The organism is Kribbella sp. NPDC048928, from assembly GCF_043197975.1.
Lineage (GTDB): Bacteria > Actinomycetota > Actinomycetes > Propionibacteriales > Kribbellaceae > Kribbella.
In genome coordinates, this window is record NZ_JBICUC010000009.1 from 120,904 (window position 1) to 137,375 (window position 16,472).

21 protein-coding genes and 1 tRNA gene are annotated in these 16,472 nt (G+C 68.2%); 10 read left to right on the forward strand and 12 right to left on the reverse strand.

What is annotated here, in order from left to right; all coding sequences use genetic code 11:
* From ACGFI6_RS33480 to ACGFI6_RS33500, 5 genes are all read right to left on the reverse strand, one after another.
* Entirely contained in the window at nt 1–780 is a 780-nt protein-coding gene (locus ACGFI6_RS33480) for an ABC transporter ATP-binding protein (protein WP_393125771.1), read from the reverse strand.
* 98 nt (nt 781–878) lie between these two features.
* Nucleotides 879–1,547, reverse strand: a complete 669-nt coding sequence (locus ACGFI6_RS33485; RefSeq protein ID WP_393125773.1) for a response regulator transcription factor — start codon at nt 1,545–1,547, stop codon at nt 879–881.
* The gene (locus tag ACGFI6_RS33490) at nt 1,548–2,723 is read right to left on the reverse strand and encodes a sensor histidine kinase (protein ID WP_393125775.1); all 1,176 of its coding nucleotides are present in this window, start codon (nt 2,721–2,723) and stop codon (nt 1,548–1,550) included.
* Nucleotides 2,724–2,902: 179 nt separating this feature from the next.
* Entirely contained in the window at nt 2,903–3,544 is a 642-nt protein-coding gene (locus ACGFI6_RS33495; protein ID WP_393125777.1) for a TetR family transcriptional regulator, read from the reverse strand.
* Nucleotides 3,545–3,603: 59 nt separating this feature from the next.
* Nucleotides 3,604–4,596, reverse strand: a complete 993-nt coding sequence (locus tag ACGFI6_RS33500; RefSeq protein WP_393125779.1) for an acyl-CoA desaturase — start codon at nt 4,594–4,596, stop codon at nt 3,604–3,606.
* 122 nt (nt 4,597–4,718) lie between these two features.
* Here ACGFI6_RS33500 and ACGFI6_RS33505 point away from each other — a divergent pair.
* Nucleotides 4,719–4,790 (forward strand) — tRNA-Gln (locus ACGFI6_RS33505).
* 360 nt (nt 4,791–5,150) lie between these two features.
* The gene (locus ACGFI6_RS33510) at nt 5,151–5,366 is read left to right on the forward strand and encodes a hypothetical protein (protein WP_393125781.1); all 216 of its coding nucleotides are present in this window, start codon (nt 5,151–5,153) and stop codon (nt 5,364–5,366) included.
* Nucleotides 5,367–5,411: 45 nt separating this feature from the next.
* Here the strand turns inward: ACGFI6_RS33510 and ACGFI6_RS33515 are convergent, their stop codons facing one another.
* A complete protein-coding gene (locus ACGFI6_RS33515; RefSeq protein WP_393125783.1) occupies nt 5,412–5,855 on the reverse strand; it encodes a hypothetical protein in 444 nt (147 codons plus the stop codon).
* Nucleotides 5,856–6,028: 173 nt separating this feature from the next.
* Here ACGFI6_RS33515 and ACGFI6_RS33520 point away from each other — a divergent pair, with 173 nt between their 5' ends.
* Complete coding sequence (locus ACGFI6_RS33520; protein ID WP_393125785.1) at nt 6,029–6,658, forward strand: hypothetical protein; 630 nt, start codon at nt 6,029–6,031, stop codon at nt 6,656–6,658.
* A gap of 19 nt (nt 6,659–6,677) precedes the next feature.
* Here ACGFI6_RS33520 and ACGFI6_RS33525 read toward each other — a convergent pair whose 3' ends face one another.
* Nucleotides 6,678–7,115, reverse strand: coding sequence for a GNAT family N-acetyltransferase (locus ACGFI6_RS33525; protein WP_393125787.1), 438 nt, complete (start codon nt 7,113–7,115; stop codon nt 6,678–6,680).
* Between the two features lie 144 nt (nt 7,116–7,259).
* Between ACGFI6_RS33525 and ACGFI6_RS33530 the strand changes: the two genes are divergently transcribed.
* From ACGFI6_RS33530 to ACGFI6_RS33545, 4 genes are all read left to right on the forward strand, one after another.
* Nucleotides 7,260–7,892 carry a hypothetical protein gene (locus ACGFI6_RS33530; RefSeq protein WP_393125789.1) on the forward strand — a complete coding sequence of 211 codons (633 nt, stop codon included), beginning with the start codon at nt 7,260–7,262 and terminating at the stop codon, nt 7,890–7,892.
* Nucleotides 7,893–8,073: 181 nt separating this feature from the next.
* Nucleotides 8,074–8,541 (forward strand): DUF4279 domain-containing protein, encoded by a 468-nt coding sequence (locus ACGFI6_RS33535; protein WP_393125791.1) that lies wholly within the window; start codon nt 8,074–8,076, stop codon nt 8,539–8,541.
* A 134-nt stretch (nt 8,542–8,675) separates the two neighbouring features.
* Nucleotides 8,676–9,104 (forward strand): hypothetical protein, encoded by a 429-nt coding sequence (locus tag ACGFI6_RS33540; protein WP_393125793.1) that lies wholly within the window; start codon nt 8,676–8,678, stop codon nt 9,102–9,104.
* A 128-nt stretch (nt 9,105–9,232) separates the two neighbouring features.
* Entirely contained in the window at nt 9,233–9,655 is a 423-nt protein-coding gene (locus ACGFI6_RS33545; RefSeq protein ID WP_393125795.1) for an SMI1/KNR4 family protein, read from the forward strand.
* Nucleotides 9,656–9,737: 82 nt separating this feature from the next.
* Here ACGFI6_RS33545 and ACGFI6_RS33550 read toward each other — a convergent pair whose 3' ends face one another.
* The 4 genes from ACGFI6_RS33550 to ACGFI6_RS33565 form a co-directional block, all read right to left on the reverse strand.
* Nucleotides 9,738–10,211, reverse strand: coding sequence for an NUDIX hydrolase (locus ACGFI6_RS33550; protein WP_393125797.1), 474 nt, complete (start codon nt 10,209–10,211; stop codon nt 9,738–9,740).
* The gene (locus ACGFI6_RS33555; protein ID WP_393125799.1) at nt 10,211–11,254 is read right to left on the reverse strand and encodes a threonine/serine dehydratase; all 1,044 of its coding nucleotides are present in this window, start codon (nt 11,252–11,254) and stop codon (nt 10,211–10,213) included. Before ACGFI6_RS33555 ends, ACGFI6_RS33550 begins: the two co-directional genes overlap by 1 nt.
* Nucleotides 11,255–11,310: 56 nt before the next feature.
* On the reverse strand, nt 11,311–11,886 hold the full coding sequence (locus ACGFI6_RS33560) for a nucleotidyltransferase domain-containing protein (protein ID WP_393125801.1): 576 nt from the start codon (nt 11,884–11,886) through the stop codon (nt 11,311–11,313).
* Nucleotides 11,887–12,057: 171 nt separating this feature from the next.
* Entirely contained in the window at nt 12,058–12,876 is an 819-nt protein-coding gene (locus ACGFI6_RS33565; RefSeq protein ID WP_393125803.1) for an alpha/beta fold hydrolase, read from the reverse strand.
* A 73-nt stretch (nt 12,877–12,949) separates the two neighbouring features.
* Here ACGFI6_RS33565 and ACGFI6_RS33570 point away from each other — a divergent pair, with 73 nt between their 5' ends.
* Complete coding sequence (locus ACGFI6_RS33570; protein WP_393125805.1) at nt 12,950–13,876, forward strand: phosphotransferase family protein; 927 nt, start codon at nt 12,950–12,952, stop codon at nt 13,874–13,876.
* On the opposite strand, the gene ACGFI6_RS33575 is transcribed toward ACGFI6_RS33570, so the two are convergent.
* Nucleotides 13,869–14,192, reverse strand: a complete 324-nt coding sequence (locus ACGFI6_RS33575; RefSeq protein ID WP_393125807.1) for a VOC family protein — start codon at nt 14,190–14,192, stop codon at nt 13,869–13,871. The genes ACGFI6_RS33570 and ACGFI6_RS33575 overlap by 8 nt on opposite strands.
* 105 nt (nt 14,193–14,297) lie before the next feature.
* On the opposite strand from ACGFI6_RS33575, the gene ACGFI6_RS33580 reads away from it, so the two are divergent.
* The gene (locus ACGFI6_RS33580; protein ID WP_393125809.1) at nt 14,298–15,398 is read left to right on the forward strand and encodes a hypothetical protein; all 1,101 of its coding nucleotides are present in this window, start codon (nt 14,298–14,300) and stop codon (nt 15,396–15,398) included.
* A 28-nt stretch (nt 15,399–15,426) separates the two neighbouring features.
* A complete protein-coding gene (locus tag ACGFI6_RS33585) occupies nt 15,427–16,395 on the forward strand; it encodes a zinc-binding alcohol dehydrogenase family protein (RefSeq protein ID WP_393125811.1) in 969 nt (322 codons plus the stop codon).
* Nucleotides 16,396–16,472 lie beyond the last annotated feature (77 nt).

Consider the following 16,472-nt stretch of genomic DNA (forward strand, 5'->3'; position numbering starts at 1 on the left):
TCAGGCTCCCAGCTGCCGCAGTGCGCCGAGGACGCTCTCCGGGGTCGGCTGCTGGAGCTCGCCGGCGAGCTTGCCGTCGGCAAGCATCACGACGCGGTCCGCGTACGACGCGGCGAGCGGGTCGTGCGTCACCATCACCACGGTCTGGCCGAACTCGCGGACCGAACGGCGCAGGAACCCGAGCACCTCCGCGCCGGACCGGGAGTCCAGGTTGCCGGTCGGCTCGTCGGCGAACACCACCTCGGGCCGGCCGACCAGTGCCCGCGCCACCGCGACCCGCTGCTGCTGGCCGCCGGACAGCTCGGACGGGCGGTGCGTGAGCCGGTCCTTCAGTCCGAGTACGTCGATCAGCGTGTCGAGCCACTGCTGGTCGGGCTTGCGGTTGCCGAGCTCGAGCGGCAGCAGGATGTTGTCCTTCGCGGACAGCATCGGTAGCAGGTTGAACGACTGGAACACGAACCCGATCCGGTCCCGCCGGATCTTGGTGAGCTCGGCGTCCGCGAGCCGGGTCAGCTCGGTCTCGCCGAGCAGGACCTGGCCGCTGGTCGGGGTGTCGAGACCGGCCAGGCAGTGCATCAGCGTCGACTTGCCGGACCCGGACGGACCCATGATCGCGGTGAACCGGCCGACCCCGAAGTCCACCCCGACACCGTCGAGCGCGGCGACCGCGGTGTCACCCTGTCCGTACACCTTGCGCAGCTCGTGGGCCCGGATCGCCGTCCGCGGCTCCCCGTCCTGCGGCAACCGCCCGACCGCGGACTGCGGTGTCTGCAAGCTCATGTCACTCCTCGACTCAACTGAACGTTGGTCAAGAAGTTAGTCACCGCGGCCGCGGATCTCGTCGGACCGCAGACTGCACTCCGGGTACGACCTGGGTATTACTTCGTCGGCTTGACGAGGCCGGTCTCGTACCCGAGGACGACCAGGGCGACCCGGTCGCGGAGGCCGGTCTTGGCCAGGATCCGGCCGATGTGCGTCTTGACCGTTGCCTCGGACAACGTGAAGAGCTTGGCGATCTCGGTGTTCGACAGGCCGCGGGCGACCTCGACCAGGACCTCGCGCTCGCGGGCCGTCAGGTCGGCGAGGTCGGGCCGCTCGTTGCCGGCGTCGGGCAGGGCGCCGGCGAAGTGCTCGAGCAGGCGTTTCGTCGTACTGGGGGAGACCACGGCGTCACCGGAGTGCACCTGGCGGATCGCGCTCAGCAGGTCCGCGGGCGGGGTGTTCTTGAGCAGGAAGCCGGCCGCGCCGGCCTTGATCGCGGCGAACGCGTACTCGTCCAGGTCGAACGTGGTCAGCACGATCACCTTCGGGGCCTCCGGCAACGATTGCAGCTGCCGGGTGGCCTCGACGCCGTCCAGCCGGGGCATCCGGACGTCCATCAGGACCACGTCGGACGCGGTCACCTGGATCTTCTCGACCGCCTCGCCGCCGTCCCCCGCCTGGCCGACCACGCGCATGTCGGCCTGGGAGTCCACCAGCATCGTGAAGCCCGCTCTGACGAGCTCCTGATCGTCCACCAGGAACACGCGGATCACGTCGTCTGACACTTACCCTCCGTTGGGCAGGTTGTACGGCAGCCGGGCGATCACCTCGTACCCACCGCCCGTCTTCGGTCCGGCGCTCACCGTACCGCCCGAGACCGAGACGCGCTGCCGCATCCCGACCAGCCCGTGACCGGGATCCACGCTCGGCGCGACCCCGGCTCCGCGGCCGTCGTCGGTGACCACCACGGTCAGCATCTCGCGTCCGAAGTCCAGCAGGACGGAGGTGCGGGCTCCCGGCCCGGCGTGTTTCAGGGTGTTGGTCAGGCCCTCCTGCACGATCCGGTATGCCGTCAGCCCGAGCAGTGCGGGCAGCTCGCGGGGCTGGCCGGTGACCTGGTACTCGACGGCGAGGCCGGCGTCGCGGACGTTCTCGATCAGCTCCGGGAGGCTCGAGACGCCGGGCTGCGGGCGCGGCTGGTTCGGGTCGAGCTCGCGCTCGTCCTGTTTGAGCAGTCCGAGCATCTTGCGCATCTCGGTGAGTGAGCTCCGGCCCGTGTCGCCGATCGTGGCGAGCGCCTTCTTCGCGGCCTCGGGGGACTGGTCCGCGGCGTACAGCCCGCCGTCGGCCTGGACGATCATGATCGACAGGCCGTGCGCGACGACGTCGTGGATCTCGCGGGCGATCCGGGTGCGTTCGTTGCTGACCGCGAGCTTGGATTCGCGGTCGCGGTCGCGCTCCAGCTGGGCGGCGCGTTCCTCGAGCTGAGCGACGTACAGGCCGCGGGTACGGCGGCGTTCGCCGAACGCCCAGACGCCGAAGACGACCGCCGCCAGCCCGCCCATCGTGGTGACCTGCTGTTTCCAGTCCGAGCCGGCCCAGTACCGCGAGGTCGCCATCAGCACGCCCAGCCCGCCGATGGCCAGGGCGACCCGGCTCAGGCGGACGTCTCCGTACACGGTGATCGCGTACAGCGCGACGAGCAGGCCGATGTTGCCGAGCTGCAGCTCGATCCCGATCAGCCATTGCAGGGTGGCGACCGAGCAGACGGCGAAGAACACCAGCTCCGGATGCGTACGGCGCCAGATCAGCGGGACCAGCATCCCGAACGAGAGCAGCCCGCCGAAATGCGCCTGGGCCAGCGACAGGAACCCGAACACCATGCACAGCGAGCCGGCCAGCAGCAGGTCGAACGCCCTGCTCCGGGCAGGCAGCGGCCGCGCGGTCAACATCCCCGTCATGCCCGCCAGCGTACGGGCCGGACCGCTTCTCGGGGTCATGCCACGGGGGGAACCTCTGCTACGACCGTGGGCTGGCGTACCGAAGGACGGGTAGTGGTCGCCTCCGCCGCCGCGCGCGACGCCGTCCGCGGCCTCACGGAGTGCCGGAAACAGGCACCACTACCCGTCCTTCGGTACGGCTACTTGTGCGGGCGGGTGGAGAGGATGGGCTTGGCCTCGAGGCCGGACAGGCCGTTCCAGGCGAGGTTGACGAGGTGGGCGGCGACGTCCTGCTTCTTCGGTTTGCGGGCGTCCAGCCACCACTGGCCGGTGAGCGCGACCATGCCGACGAGCATCTGCGCGTACATCGGCGCGTTCTTCGGCTCCAGGTCGCGGCGCTTGAACTCCTCGCCGAGGATGTGCTCGACCCGGGTCGCGACATCGCTGAGGATCGAGATGAACGAGCCCGTCGACGACCCGACCGGCGAGTCGCGGACCAGGATCCGGAACCCGTCGGCGTTGTTCTCGATGTAGTCCAGCAGCGCGAGCGCCGCCTGCTCGACCAGTTCGTGCGCGCGGCCGGCGGTCAGTGCGCCGGTGACGCCGTCGAGCAGCGCGCGGACCTCGCGGTCGACAACAACGGCGTACAGGCCCTCTTTGCCGCCGAAGTGTTCGTACACGACCGGCTTGGAGACCTCGGCGCGGTGCGCGATCTCCTCGACCGAGGTGGCCTCGTAGCCCTTCTGCGCGAACAGGCCGCGGGCGATCGTGATGAGTTGCTCGCGACGTTCGGCACTGGTCATCCGGATCCGGCCGGACCGCCGCGGTTTGGGTTCCGTCACGTCGTGATCACGTCAGCATCATGCCGTACTCGAGGTGTTGCCGGTGGGGGTTTTCGGTCTCAGGCAGCTTTCAGCGTACGCGTCGAGGCGTCCACCCGGCGGGCTTCCAGCCGCTCCTTGACCGGCCAGCGGACATCGGAGACCCAGCCACGCTGCTCGAAGAACCAGATGCAGCGGGCGGACGTGTCGAGCTGACCCTTCAGGACGCCGTGCCGTGCGCAGGTCGGATCCGAGTGGTGCAGGTTGTGCCACGACTCGCCCTGGCTGAGGATCGCCAGCCACCACACGTTGCCGGACTTGTCCCGGCTCTTGAACGGCCGGTCGCCGATCGTGTGGCAGATCGAGTTGATCGACCAGGTCACGTGGTGCAGCAGCGCGATCCGGACCAGGCTGGCCCAGAAGAACGCCGTCAGCGCGCCGGTCCAGGACCAGGACCACAGGCCGCCGATGACCGCCGGCGCGAGCAGGCTCACCGCGACCAGCAGCGGGAACATCCGCGACACCTTGACGATGTCCTTGTCCTTCAGCAGATCCGGCGCGTACTGCCGCTGCGGGGTCTGCTCGGTGTCGAACAGCCAGCCGACGTGCGCATGGAAGAAGCCCTTGGTGAGCGCGCCCAGCGTGTTGCCGTACTTCCACGGGCTGTGCGGGTCGCCGTCCCGGTCGGAGAACTTGTGGTGCTTGCGGTGGTCCGCCACCCAGCGGATCACCGGCCCCTCGATCGCCAGCGAGCCGGCGATCGCCAGTACGTACTTGAGCGGGCGATTCGGCTTGAACGACTTGTGCGTGAACAGCCGGTGGAAACCGATCGAGATCCCGTGCCCGGCGATCGTGTAGAAGACCACCGCGAGGACGATGTCCCGCCAGCCGAGGAGTCCGCCCCACGCGATCGGCACTGCCGCCAGCACCGCCAGGAACGGGATGCCGATGAACAAGGCCAGTGCGACCTGTTCCCACAGCTTCTTCTGCTCGCCACCGAGCGTCCCGGTGTGCACATCCTCGACAGGCGCGGTACGGGTGGGCGCGTCCGGCGTGGCAACGGGTGGAGTCATGACTGTTCTTCTCTCGGCTCCGGGGTCCTTACCTACGCCACCGTAACCTACGGAGGCGTAGGTAAGGAACCCCTCAGCGTGTCATCCACCCCACTCATGGCAAACTGTCCCGGCAACCACGATCCCCCGTGGGGTAATCGGCAGCCCGCGAGACTTTGAATCTCGAAGACCAGGATCGAAACCTGGCGGGGGAGCAACAGAACCCCCAGGTCAGAGCGCTTCTGACCTAGGGGTTCCCGCATGCTCAGACGGACCTGCTAACGCGCGACCACCGCCGGGCATCCCCGTTTGCGTGGTTCACCCTTCGGGTTGCCGGACAAATCACGGGCAACGAAGGCGCGCGCCTGTGCGTCTAATAGAAGGGACCTGGAAGGCGGAGAGACATGTCGCGCAGTACAGGGGCTGCGGTTCGACGGGTTGGACTGAGGCTGGGGTGTGTCGTGCTCACGCTGGCACTTGCCAGCGGTTGCCAAGCACACAGCACAGACAGCAGCACAGCTAGCATCACAGTGCGCGTCGCTCGCTTCGGAGGTCCGGTGACGCCAGGTGGTGGGATGGCTCTGGACGGCGCACCGGCGGTCGGCGTCGAGGTGACCGCGACGGCGGCCAGTGGAGCTACTTGGACGGGTACCACCGACGGTCGAGGCGAAGCGACGCTAGTCGTGCCACCCGGCTCGTACGAAGTGTTCTCGACCGGCTGCGGCACCAAGCACGTCGTAGCCCAGGCCAAGGCTGCCACGGCTGTGCCGATCGACTGCCAGGTCGCGTGAGCGACACCGCCAGTGGCTGCCGGCAATGCCGGGTTCTTGCCGGGGTCAGGTTTGTTGGGGGCCGGATGGTTGTTGGGTGATGGGGCGGCCGTTCGAGGTTCGGTGTACTCGGCGGAGGCCGTCCACGAAGAGAACGATGCCGAACAGGGCGAGCGGGGCGGCGAGGATCATGAATGCCCACCACCAGCCGCCGTTGTTGGCCGCGACCACCACCAGCGCGGCGGCCATGATCGACACCGACAGGCCCATCGTGATCAGGATCGGGTCGCGTTGCTCGATCTCCTGCCCGGCGACCATCGCGCGGACGCGATTGTCGACGTGCGAGAGGAGCAGCGGTCTCGCCGTACTGTCCTCGGGCAGCAGCCGGAGCAGTTCCGCATCCGCCTTCAACTGACTACCTCGGCCGGCATCATTTCGCCGTACCTGCAGCCACGTCGTGACCAAGAGCGCCAGCGCACCGACAATCGCGGCGACAACCTCAGGTGCCATGTCTCCTCATCGTCCCGCCCGGAAGCGACATCCTATGGTCGCGCAGAGTGCGCCGCGTGTTGTTGCATGTCGGTTGCAGGTTGTCGCAGGGTTTCTTTCTAGCTGTGAGGTCACGCGGCTAAGAAGATGGCGACCGTCGAACGGACGCCGACCGTGGCGATGGGGGTGGGACGTTGGCCGTTGGAGACGGACGGGACGCGGACGATCGTGTGCGCGTCCGCGGCTGGTTCCTGGCCGTGCAGGCGTTGGAGTTGGCGGTCGCGGCGGTGGGACTGCTCGCGTTCGGCTGGGCCGCAGCGGGGCTGAACTACTACCTGACCACCGTCGACCCGCGAGGTGGTGCGGACTCCGGGAAGCCTGTCGACCTCACCTGGCTGGCGATCGTCGCCTGGCTGCTCCTGACCTTGGTCGCCTCGACCGGACTACCACGCCGGAGCGCAGGTGGTGGGCTTCGGCGGGCTCGGGGTGGCGGTGGTGCGGCGGCTGTGCAGCTGATCGGTGGGCTGGTGGTGATCGGCGGGACCCTTCTGGCGTACGTCGTCTCGCACCCGTACGGCTTCGGCGGACCGGACATTCCCTGCACCTACGCCTCGTGCTGGCCGCAGCGGCCGCAAGCGGTCGGGCTGACCGTGCCAGGGCTCGCCGCCGGGGCCGCGTCGGTCGTGATGGCCCTCCTGGTGGACCGCTGTTCGTGGCTGACCCGGGCCGTCGTACCGGCCGCGCTCTGGGTGGTTCTGCTGGTGCTGCAGAACGCGATCTGGGACCCGTACCTGCTCCCCATCCTCCAAGGCCCGCCGCGATGACGAGGTACGTACCTGAGGGTCAGGTGAGGGTCTTCTTGAAGAAGGTTGCGGAGTCTTCGTAGGTGAGAGCTTGGTAGAACGCGCCTGCCCGGCGGCTCGCGAGCGCCACGTAGGCGGCGTTCTCGGAGCGGGCCCATTGTTCGGCGTGATCCATCAGCAGGCGGCCGACGCCGGAGCCACGGAGGTTCTCGTCGACCATGACCTCCTCGACCCAGGCGACCCGCCCGTTCGCCAGGAACGTCAGGTGACTGTTGCCGAGCAGATACCCGACGATCGCGCTGGTAGCGGTCTCGGCGACGAGCAGGAGAGTTCCCGGTACGTCGACCAGTTGCGACCATGTGGCGTCGAACGCTGCACGTTCGGGTGTGAACGAGGTGGCGAACGCGCGGGCGAGCGGCCAAACCTGTGCGCCGTCGTCGAGACGAGCGGGACGAATGCGAATCGGCTGATCTGACACAGGACCCATTCTTACGGTTCGCCGTGCCGTGGGCGATTGCAGGTTGTTGCAGATTGCTTGCTCGTGGCGAGCGGGCTGCGGAAGGATCTTCCGCAATCGGCTCGGGGCTGGGCGGGGGATGTTTCGTGGACCTGAAGATGCCACGTGAACGGTGAGCGGCGTGCAGGATTCCTGGCGGCGCAGGCGTGCGTACTGGTTGCTGCGACGATCGGATTGGTTGCGTTCGGCTGGGCGAGTGCGGGCCTGAACACGTACCTGATGGTCGTTGATCCGCGGGGTGGGTCGGATCCGAGGAAAGCGCTGGACCTGACCTGGGCGGCGATCGTCGTCTGGCTTTCGTTGACGTTGGTCGCCGCGGCCGGCCTGCCTCGACGTCGTGGTTCCGACCAGAGCGGTGCCCGACCGCTGCAGGGTCGTACACCGTGGGTGCAGGCTCGCGGTGGCGCTGGGGCGGCGGTTGTGCAGTTGTTCGGCGGTCTGGTCGTGATCGGTGGGACGCTGCTCGGATACTTCCTCAGCCACCCGTACACCTTCGGCGGACCGGACACCCCCTGCGCCTACACCTCGTGCTGGCCCCTGCGCCCGCAAGCTGTCGCGTTGACCGCACCGGGCGTGGTCGCCGGCCTGGTCATGATCGTGATGGCATTCCTGGTCAACCGTCGCCCGTGGTGGTTCCGCGCCGCCACCCCAGCCGCGACCTGGCTCCTTCTCCTCCTACTCCAGTACGCAATCTGGGACCCCTACCTCCTCCCAGTCTTCCAAGGCCCACCGCGCTAACGACGCGTTTGGAGACGCACTGTCCGCCGCCGGGCTTGCTGACAAGCGTGTGGGACGTTTGTCTTCGAGGTCCGGGATGCGTTCGAGCCACTGGACGCCGCGGTCCCAATTCAGGCACGCGGGACTCCAGATATCGCGAAGATATTCGCCATCGAGGTGCTGGGCCTGCAACATGGGCGCTGTGATCCGGAGACCTCGCGTTGAGCAACTGGCCGAGCTGCGCATCCGCGGTATGAACACGAGCGAGGATTTTGATCCGGACTCCTTGACGAGTCTCCTTGATGTCTCCCCGACCAAGGTCTGGCGACAGGGTGACGCTCTCCGTTCCGGCCGCATCCATCGCGCGACTGTGTGGTGGTGGGAAGGTCGCGAGCGCGTCGAGCGGGACAGCGAAGCGCTCGTACTCGAGGTGCTCGACGTCTTCGAGCCGGTCGCCGAGCAACTCGCGGAGGCGATCCGTCGCTGGGGACTCACCGTGGAGATTGGCCTCGTCATTTCCATGTACGGCGTGGTCCGGACCGACTCGGACAACGAGATCGGTGTCGACCTCTCAACGCCGGCCCTGGCCTTCTCGGCCGAGACACTGCGCAGGTTGGTACGACTGGGGGCGACCCTCGACATCGATCAGTACGTGATCGCCCCGGAATAGCCGCCGACGCGCACCGTCCACATCCACCGCGATCCACCTTCCCGACGGCCGCAGCCCGTCTGGCGGACGAGTGTCGCGTCAGTCGATCGGGGACATCGATCGAAGGTCGGAATCGGCGGGTACATAATCGCGTCATGGTTGTGCGGCGTCCGGCTTATCCGTTCGTGCCCAAGTCCAGTGCGTACCTGTTGCCTGGACACTTCTGGGGTGTTCCGCTGCGGGACGGGCGCTTTGCATGCGGTGTTGTGGTTGCGATTCCCACGGGGCAGGACGTTCCGCAGCGTGCCGTCAACGGTCGTACGTTCGTCGCGGGTCTGTTGGATTGGAGCGGCGACGATCTGCCGTCGCCGGCCGCTGTCGGCGACAGGCCGCTCCTCGCCTGGGGCTTCGGGCACATCAAGATGATCGGCACGAACGGCGGCGCGATCCTCGGTCGTCGGTCGGTGCCGGCGGGCGTGGACGGGGCATTGGAGCTTCCTGTTGGTACGTGGGGCTTCCGGTACGTCGTGGCGTTGGCCGATCGGGCGTTCGTCGACGGCGGGCCGATTGCTCGTGCTGAGTGAGATTGGGGAGCGGGTGGGTCGGCGGGTTGAGTGGCTGGGGTGCTGGGTGAGGCCGTGGTGATCGGTGGGACGCTGCTGGCGCACCTGCTCACGTACCGGGCAGCTAGACGGTGTGGGAGGCTGACCGCGTGTGCGCCTCAGCGTGGTGGGAGTTGCTCCAGGCTGACGATCGCCTGCGATTGCAACCGCCTGCCGGAGCGGCAGGGCTCGATTCCGTCGAGCGTGAACTCGGCGTCAAGCTGCCTGCCCAGCTGCGCCAGCTGTACGACGTGTCCGACGGCATCTACGACCTGCATGGCCAATGGTTCGCTATCTGGCCGCTGGGGGATCTGGTGGAGCGGAACGCTCTGGACTGGATCGGCTGGGAGACCGAGGTGCGGCGGACACTGCTCGGGTTCGGGGACGACGGCAGCGGAGCCCCGTACTGCGTTGCGCGCGAAGGTGGCTCCGCCATCTTCAAATGGTCACCGATCGACCAGGAGTCGACTCCGATCGCGTCGACACTCCGCGATTTCTGGCTGAGCCGGTACCCCAGGCCATCCACGACCTGACCGCGTCGACCTGAGCACCGTCATCGAGGCGAGCTGGGCGAGTACGAACAGGCTGATCAGACACGTCGACGGTCTCCGGCAGCTATGAGTGGCTGGTGATGTTGAAGGGGCTTTTGGGGGTGGTGTTCGACAGGAGGGTGGTGAGTAGGGGGCCGAGGTTGGGTGGGTAGATGGTGGATTGGGTGGTGGTCAGGGATTGGGGGGTCCACCAGTGGAAGGACTGGATGGTGCGGGTTTCGTAGGGGGTTAGTTGGGCGGGGGCTGGGGTGAAATGGGGGATGTGGTGGAGGAGCCAGTCTTCGTGTACGTCGTAGCGTTGGTTGTCGTACTCGTAGGTGTGGTCGCGCCACCAGACGTGTATGCCGGTGGGGAGGTCGCGGAGGCCGGTCTCCTCGTACGCCTCGCGGGCGGCCGCGTCCTGGAGGGATTCGCCGGGCTCGATGCCGCCGCCGACCGGGTACCAGCAGTCGTTGCCGGTGCTGGGGTCGCGGGAGTGGATGAGGAGCAGATGGTCGTGCTCGTCTAGCAGTAGGAGCTTGACCGTTTGGCGTGCCATCAGATCCAGCTCCGGTACTTGTCGGAGTCGACGTTGCTGCCGCAGATGATCGTGGTCACCGGGCGTCCGGCGAACCGGGCGGGGTCTTCGAGGATCGCGGCGATGCCGAGTGCGGCCGAGGGTTCGACGACGAGGCCGGCGTGGTCGAGGAGCAGGCGCAGGCCGGTGATGATCGAGGACTCCTGGACGAGTACGGCGTCGTCGGCGACGATCAGCAGGTCGTCGAGGACCTCGGGGATCGGGCGCCGGCCGGCGACTCCGTCGGCGATCGTGTCGGTCGAGTCGGTGGTGATGACGCGGCGCTGGTGCCAGGAGCGCGTCATCGCGGGCGCTCCGTGCGGCTGTACGCAGATCACCTCGACGTACGGCGCGAGCGTCTTCAGCACGTACCCGATCCCGGTCGCCATCGCACCCCCGCCCAAAGCAATCAACACAACCGGCTGCCCCGATCCTGTTCCACCGTCGCCGCCCGACCTGCCCGAAAGGTGGGCTTGCGGTGGGAGGACGGCCCGCGACTCGTGCGGCGCGTACGGGCGGAAGGAATCGACGAGTTCGAGGGCGATGGTGGCGGCGCCTTCGCAGGTTTCGAGGTCGAGGCTGTCTTCGAGGAGGCGGATGCCGTTGTGCTGGGCGATGGCTGCTGCGCGGTCGCGGGCGAGTTCGTGGTCGCCATCGACGAGTTCGAGGGTGGCTCCGAGGGCGCGGATGCGGTCGAGTTTCGCAGGGGTCGCGTACCGGGAGGCAACGACCGTGACGGCGAGGTCGCGGTGCCTGCCGGACCACGCGAGCGCCTGGCCGAGGTTGCCGGCGCTGGCGCACACCACCGCGTGTGACGTACCGCGGGAGAGCTGATCGGCGACGACCTCGGTACCGCGGCCTTTGAAGCTGCGTACGGGGTTGGCGGTCTCGAGTTTGATGCTGATCGCGCAACCGAGCACCGGGTCGAGGGCCTCGCAGCGATACAGCGGACTGTCCAGGAACACCGGATCGATGACCTGTCGAGCCGCACGAATCCGTTCCAGGTCGAGCCGCGTCCCCAGCACAGCAACAGAGCCTACGTGGCGTCCGGGCGATCCCACGCCCGGACGCCGCCGCGGACTCAGCTAGTCAGGGTAGGGAGCCAGTGGTGGTCGGGGTAGCGGGGCGCGATGTGGTCGTGGAGCCAGGTGCGATGCGGTGGGGTGAGCAGGTCCGCGACGTCGGTGAAGTCCGTGGTGTCCTTCGGCCGGTCGCTGCGGGACTTGAACAGCAGCACGATCTCGGGCGCCAGGTACGGGATGCCGTCGCGCGTGAGCGTGATGTCGTCGAGCGGTTTGCGGAGGGTTCCGCGACCGCGGTGGTAAACCCAGTCGTCGCCGTCGGAGGCCGCGAGGATGAGGCGGACCGGGGACGGGAACAGGTCGTCGGGGAATGCGAGTACGTCGGGGCCGGGGGTCAGGCGCTCGCCTGGTTCCCACGGCCGAAGGTCGCCGGTGTTCGGGTTCTCGACCAGCGGCCGCGGATCGGTGAAGGTGGCGGCGACCAGATCGAGGTCGCGGGCCAGGACGAGTACGTCGACGTCGGTGTGCGGTCGGCGGACCCGATCCGCGAACAGGTCGAGCGCCCACCCGCCGGCGATCCAGTAACGACCGGGATAGTCGGCGAAGTACGCGTGAACGGCGTTCAGAGAATGCATTGCGGGACTCCCTCGCATGAGGTCGGATGCGGTGAGCCCCGGGGGAGAGTCAGAGCCGCCGGAGTTTTCGAGGCGGCACCGCGCATGATCTGCGCATGACAACCACCTCCTCGACGCTCTGACACTCGACCACCGAGGTTAGCGGTCGCACAGTCGATCCCGCATCCGAATTCAGCCCGACAGGAAGTTGCGGATGTGGGTGGACCAGAGGCCGGGTTGTTCGAAGTGGCACATGTGCGCGGTCTCCGGGATTACCTGCAACTGGCTGGGGACCGAGTCGTGGAGGCGGCGGGCGAGTTGGACGGGGAAGCCCATGTCCTGCTCGCCGTGCAGGATGAGGATCGGCTTCGCGAACTCGCGGAGGATCTGCTCCGGGTCGCGGGTGCACCACGGATGCATGAGGCCGTTCATCGCGCGTTCGAAGGACCAGTCGCCGAGGTCGGTGCCGAGCGATTCGAGCAGTTGCAGGTACGCCGGTGCGCGCTCGAGGTCCCACACGAAGACCGTGGAGTTCCGCAGCGCACCGTTGGCCTCGTCCTCGATGCGTTGCCGGCGCTGGTACTCGGGCCAGTCGGCCAGGTACGGCGCGGCGTCCGACGACGAGTACGCCGACGTGGATGCGAGCACCAACCGGCGTACGTGCTCGGGATACTGGTCCACGAACTGCATCGCGGCGCGCCCGCCGGTCGAGAACCCCACCAGGTCGACGACCCCGAGCCCGAGCCGCTCGATCAGCCGGGCCGTGTCGCGGACGACGTACTCCGGCTGCAGATCGTCGTCCGGCAGCCCGCGCGAACTCCGCCCGCAACCACGGAAGTCGAACAGCACCACGTGATGGTCCGCCGCCAACGGCTCGAACCCGGGCACCAGATAGCCGTGACCCACATCCGGCCCACCGTGCATCACCACCAGCGAAGGCCGCTCGCCCCGCCGCCCGAGCTCCCGCACGAACAGCGTCACACCCCCAACCTCCACCAGCGATTCACCCATGCAGGAACGATGTCAGGCCCCACCGACAGAAAATCCACAGCACCCGACGGGCCCGCGAACTAGGGTCGCGGGCATGACTTTGTCGGATGGGTTTTTGCGGGAGCAGCTTGGGGGGCTTCCCGGGGAGCCGTTGGCGGTTGGGATGCAGGGGGCGGTTTATCGGGTTGGGGACGGCACGGTTGCCAAGGTTTGGTTTCATGCGGAGGAGCCGGAGCTCAGGACGCTGGCGGAGTTGTACGGCGCGATCGATGGACAGCTGCCGTACCGGACGCCGCGGATCCTGGACCTGCGCAGGCCGGGGCAGTACTGGGTGACGGTCGAGGAGGAGCTGCCGGGCGTTCCGCTGCACACGGTCGCGGTGCCGTACGGCGAGCCAGGATGGGAACGTACGCGGGACTGCGTCGTCGACGTGGTCGAGGCGCTGGCTCAGCTGGAGCCGCCCGAGGTTCTTCGCCGTACGTCAGTACTCGACGAAACCGTGCCGTTCCGGCCGGACGAGCGGTCCTGGATCGACGCGCTGACCGGGCTGGTTCAACGGCGGATCGCGCGCTTCGGGGATCAACTCGAGCCGGTCGTCGACGACTTCGGGCCCAAGGTCGACGCCTTGCTGAAGCTACTGTCCGACCTCGCAGAACCCGAGTCCCGCTTCGTCCACGGGGACGTCACGGCCGGCAACATCCTGGTCGACGACGAGCTGAATCCCGTGACGCTGCTCGATTTCGGGCTGCTCACGATGGCCGGCGACCCGATGTTCGAAGCTGCCGCGACCGCGAGCGTCATCGACCTGTGGTCGCCGAGGTCGCGCGAGATCGAGGCGGCGTACGACGCAGCGTTCGTGGAGCGGCTCGGGTACGACGACGTACGACTGCTCGTGTACCGGTGCGCGTACTCGTTGATCATCGCCAACGCGCACGAGGACGACCCGTACGGCCGCGACAGTCACGTACCGCTGACGGCCCGCTTCTTCAACACGCCTGAGGTCAGCGCGCTGCTCAGCTGATGACGCAGAAGACTGTGCCGTCGGGCGCCTTCAGCACGACGAAGTCGGCGTCCGGCGGGTAGGTCCAGTCGACGCGTTCGGCGCCGAGCGCGATCAGGCGCTCCACCTCGGCCTCCTGCGTCGAGTCTTCGACCCAGAGGTCGAGGTGCGTGCGGTCGGTCGTGTCGAGATGGAGCCTTGTCGGGCGTGCGGCCGCGGGCGGAACCAGGAAGTCGGGATTGCCGGCGGCGGTGAAGCCGAGGGCCTGCTGCCAGAACTCCGCGGCGGGGCCGGTCTCGGGGACGTTCAGGATGATTGCTCCGAGGGTGAGTGCCATGGTCTCCAGGCTGGCAGAAATCCGGGTGTAACGCAGGAGGATGGTCACCGCGTCGGGAGGGATACAAGGAACGCTGACTCGGAGGGGATCCCAGTGCGACCGAAAATGACACTGAAGACAGGCCTGCTCGCCGCAACGACCGGAATGCTCGCCACCGCGCTCGCAGCCGGACCCGCGACTGCGGGCGAGCCGCAGGGAACCACCGCGCAGAAATCGTTGCAGTGGACAACGACCGCGACCCATCGCCAACCGGCCACATTCAACGACGTGGCGACCGGCGCGGGCGGGACCTGGGCCGTGGGTGGCGACCAGAAGGACGAGTTCGTCGACCAGCGACCGCTCGCGATGCGCTGGGACGGGAAGGCGTGGAAGGCGACCGCGCAACCTGTGCAGACCAACGCAGTACTGGAAAGCGTCGCGGTCGGCACCGCGAAGAACGTCTGGGCCGTCGGCGAGGACCGTACGAACCCGGACCAGCCGAAGCCCCTCGCCCTGCACTGGAACGGCACCAAGTGGCAGGTCGTGAAGCCGCCCGCCGTGCCGACCGGATCGTTCGACGACGTCGTGGTCGCCCCGGACGCGTCCGCGTGGGTGACCGGCTGGGCGAACGTCGGCGGCAAGGAGCGCGCGGTCGTCTACCGGTACGCCGCGGGTAAGTGGCAGGCGCTGAACACCGGGCTCGATACCTCGATCAACGGCAACGTGCTGTCGGTACTGTCCGCGAAGAACGCCTGGCTCGGCCTGAACGCCGGCCTCGCGCACTTCGACGGGAAGCGCTGGACGGTGGTGAAGGACCTGCCGACCGACGGGTCGATGATCCCGACCGGTATCGCGGCCGCCGGCCCGAAGAACATCTGGCTGGTCGGCGTCCAGTACATGTCCGGGATCAAACCGCTCGCGATGCACTTCAACGGCACCAAGTGGACGCAGGTCCCGGCGCCGACGGGCATGGCCCAGTTGTACGACGTCGCGCTCCGCAACAACCGTCCTGTCGCGGTCGGCGAGCGCTTCGAGGGCGCCAACACGGTCGCGAAGCCGTACGTCCTCCAGTTGAGCGGCGGGAAGTTCGTCGCCGCTCCCGCCCCGAAGGCCGCTACCGGCACCCTCACCGCCGTCACCGCCGCCAAGGACCGCCTCTGGACCGTCGGCATGTCCGCCGCGTCGACCACCGCCCCCTTCACAGCCCTCGCCGCCTTCACCCGCTGACGGCCTACTGCCGTGAAATATTGACCCGATGCGTGCATTTGGGTTCAAGGAGATCAACGGCGACATCGTCGAGCTGGATCTTCCGTGTCCGGAACCGGGGGAGGGCGAGGTACTCATCCGGGTCTCGCACGCCGGGGTGAATTTCGCGGAGGTCCAGCACCGGCGCGGCGACTTCGGCGCGCCGGAGCCGACCGGTGACGTGCCGGGCCTCGAGGCGGCCGGGGCGGTGGCGGCCGTCGGTCCGGGCGTCCGGGGATTCGGCATCGGCGACCAGGTGACGGCGTACCTGCCGGCGTTCGGCGGCTACGCGGAGTATGTCGTCGCGCCGGCGGCGTTCACCTACCCGGTCGGGGACCTCGACCCGGTGGTCGCGGCAGGTGCCCCCACCGTGCTCACCACGGCGTACGGACTGCTGGTGGGCGCCGGGCGCCTGGCGGCGGGGGACACGGTGCTCATTCATGCGGCCGCCGGAGGGGTCGGCACGGCGGCGGTTCAGCTCGCCAAGGCGCTCGGGGCGGGGCAGGTCATCGGTACCGTCGGCTCCGCGGACAAGGTGGCGTACGCGAAGGAGTTCGGGTACGACGAAGTGGTGGTGCGTGACGGCTTCGCCGAGCAGGTCCGCGAGCTGACGGGCGGCCGCGGAGTGGACCTGGTGCTGGACTCGGTCGGCGGCAGCACCCGCGCCGACAGCCTCGGCGTCCTGGCCGTGTTCGGGCGGCTGGCTGCGTTCGGCGACGCGGGGAACCACCCCGATCTGACCCTGGCCGTGCGTCCGCTGTGGAAGAGCAACCAGCTGGTGGGCGGATTCAACATCGGCGACCTGGCCCGGCGCGCGCCGGAGTTGGTCACCCGGTTCGCCCGGGCGGCGCTGGACCTCGTCGCGGCGAAGCAGGTCCGGATCGACGTCACCGAGGTCCTGCCGCTGCCGGACGCAGGCGTTGCGCTCGACGGCCTCGCCGCCGGAACGAGCCGCGGCAAGCTGGTCCTTCGGGCGTGAGATCGCTCTCGTCCGGGGCGGTCAACGGGGGTTCTTCGGAGCAAGTAGGCTTGCGCGGGCACTGCATCGGGTGCCCA

Coding starts and splice junctions, on each gene's coding strand:
- ACGFI6_RS33550 (WP_393125797.1), bottom strand. CDS start 10,211: ATGGCACGCCAAACGGTCAAGCTCCTACTGCTAGACGAGCACGACCAT.
- ACGFI6_RS33480 (WP_393125771.1), bottom strand. CDS start 780: ATGAGCTTGCAGACACCGCAGTCCGCGGTCGGGCGGTTGCCGCAGGAC.
- ACGFI6_RS33575 (WP_393125807.1), bottom strand. CDS start 14,192: ATGGCACTCACCCTCGGAGCAATCATCCTGAACGTCCCCGAGACCGGC.
- ACGFI6_RS33515 (WP_393125783.1), bottom strand. CDS start 5,855: ATGGCACCTGAGGTTGTCGCCGCGATTGTCGGTGCGCTGGCGCTCTTG.
- ACGFI6_RS33510 (WP_393125781.1), top strand. CDS start 5,151: ATGGCTCTGGACGGCGCACCGGCGGTCGGCGTCGAGGTGACCGCGACG.
- ACGFI6_RS33500 (WP_393125779.1), bottom strand. CDS start 4,596: ATGACTCCACCCGTTGCCACGCCGGACGCGCCCACCCGTACCGCGCCT.
- ACGFI6_RS33540 (WP_393125793.1), top strand. CDS start 8,676: ATGGTTGTGCGGCGTCCGGCTTATCCGTTCGTGCCCAAGTCCAGTGCG.
- ACGFI6_RS33580 (WP_393125809.1), top strand. CDS start 14,298: ATGACACTGAAGACAGGCCTGCTCGCCGCAACGACCGGAATGCTCGCC.
- ACGFI6_RS33570 (WP_393125805.1), top strand. CDS start 12,950: ATGACTTTGTCGGATGGGTTTTTGCGGGAGCAGCTTGGGGGGCTTCCC.
- ACGFI6_RS33585 (WP_393125811.1), top strand. CDS start 15,427: ATGCGTGCATTTGGGTTCAAGGAGATCAACGGCGACATCGTCGAGCTG.
- ACGFI6_RS33565 (WP_393125803.1), bottom strand. CDS start 12,876: ATGGGTGAATCGCTGGTGGAGGTTGGGGGTGTGACGCTGTTCGTGCGG.
- ACGFI6_RS33560 (WP_393125801.1), bottom strand. CDS start 11,886: ATGCATTCTCTGAACGCCGTTCACGCGTACTTCGCCGACTATCCCGGT.
- ACGFI6_RS33490 (WP_393125775.1), bottom strand. CDS start 2,723: ATGACGGGGATGTTGACCGCGCGGCCGCTGCCTGCCCGGAGCAGGGCG.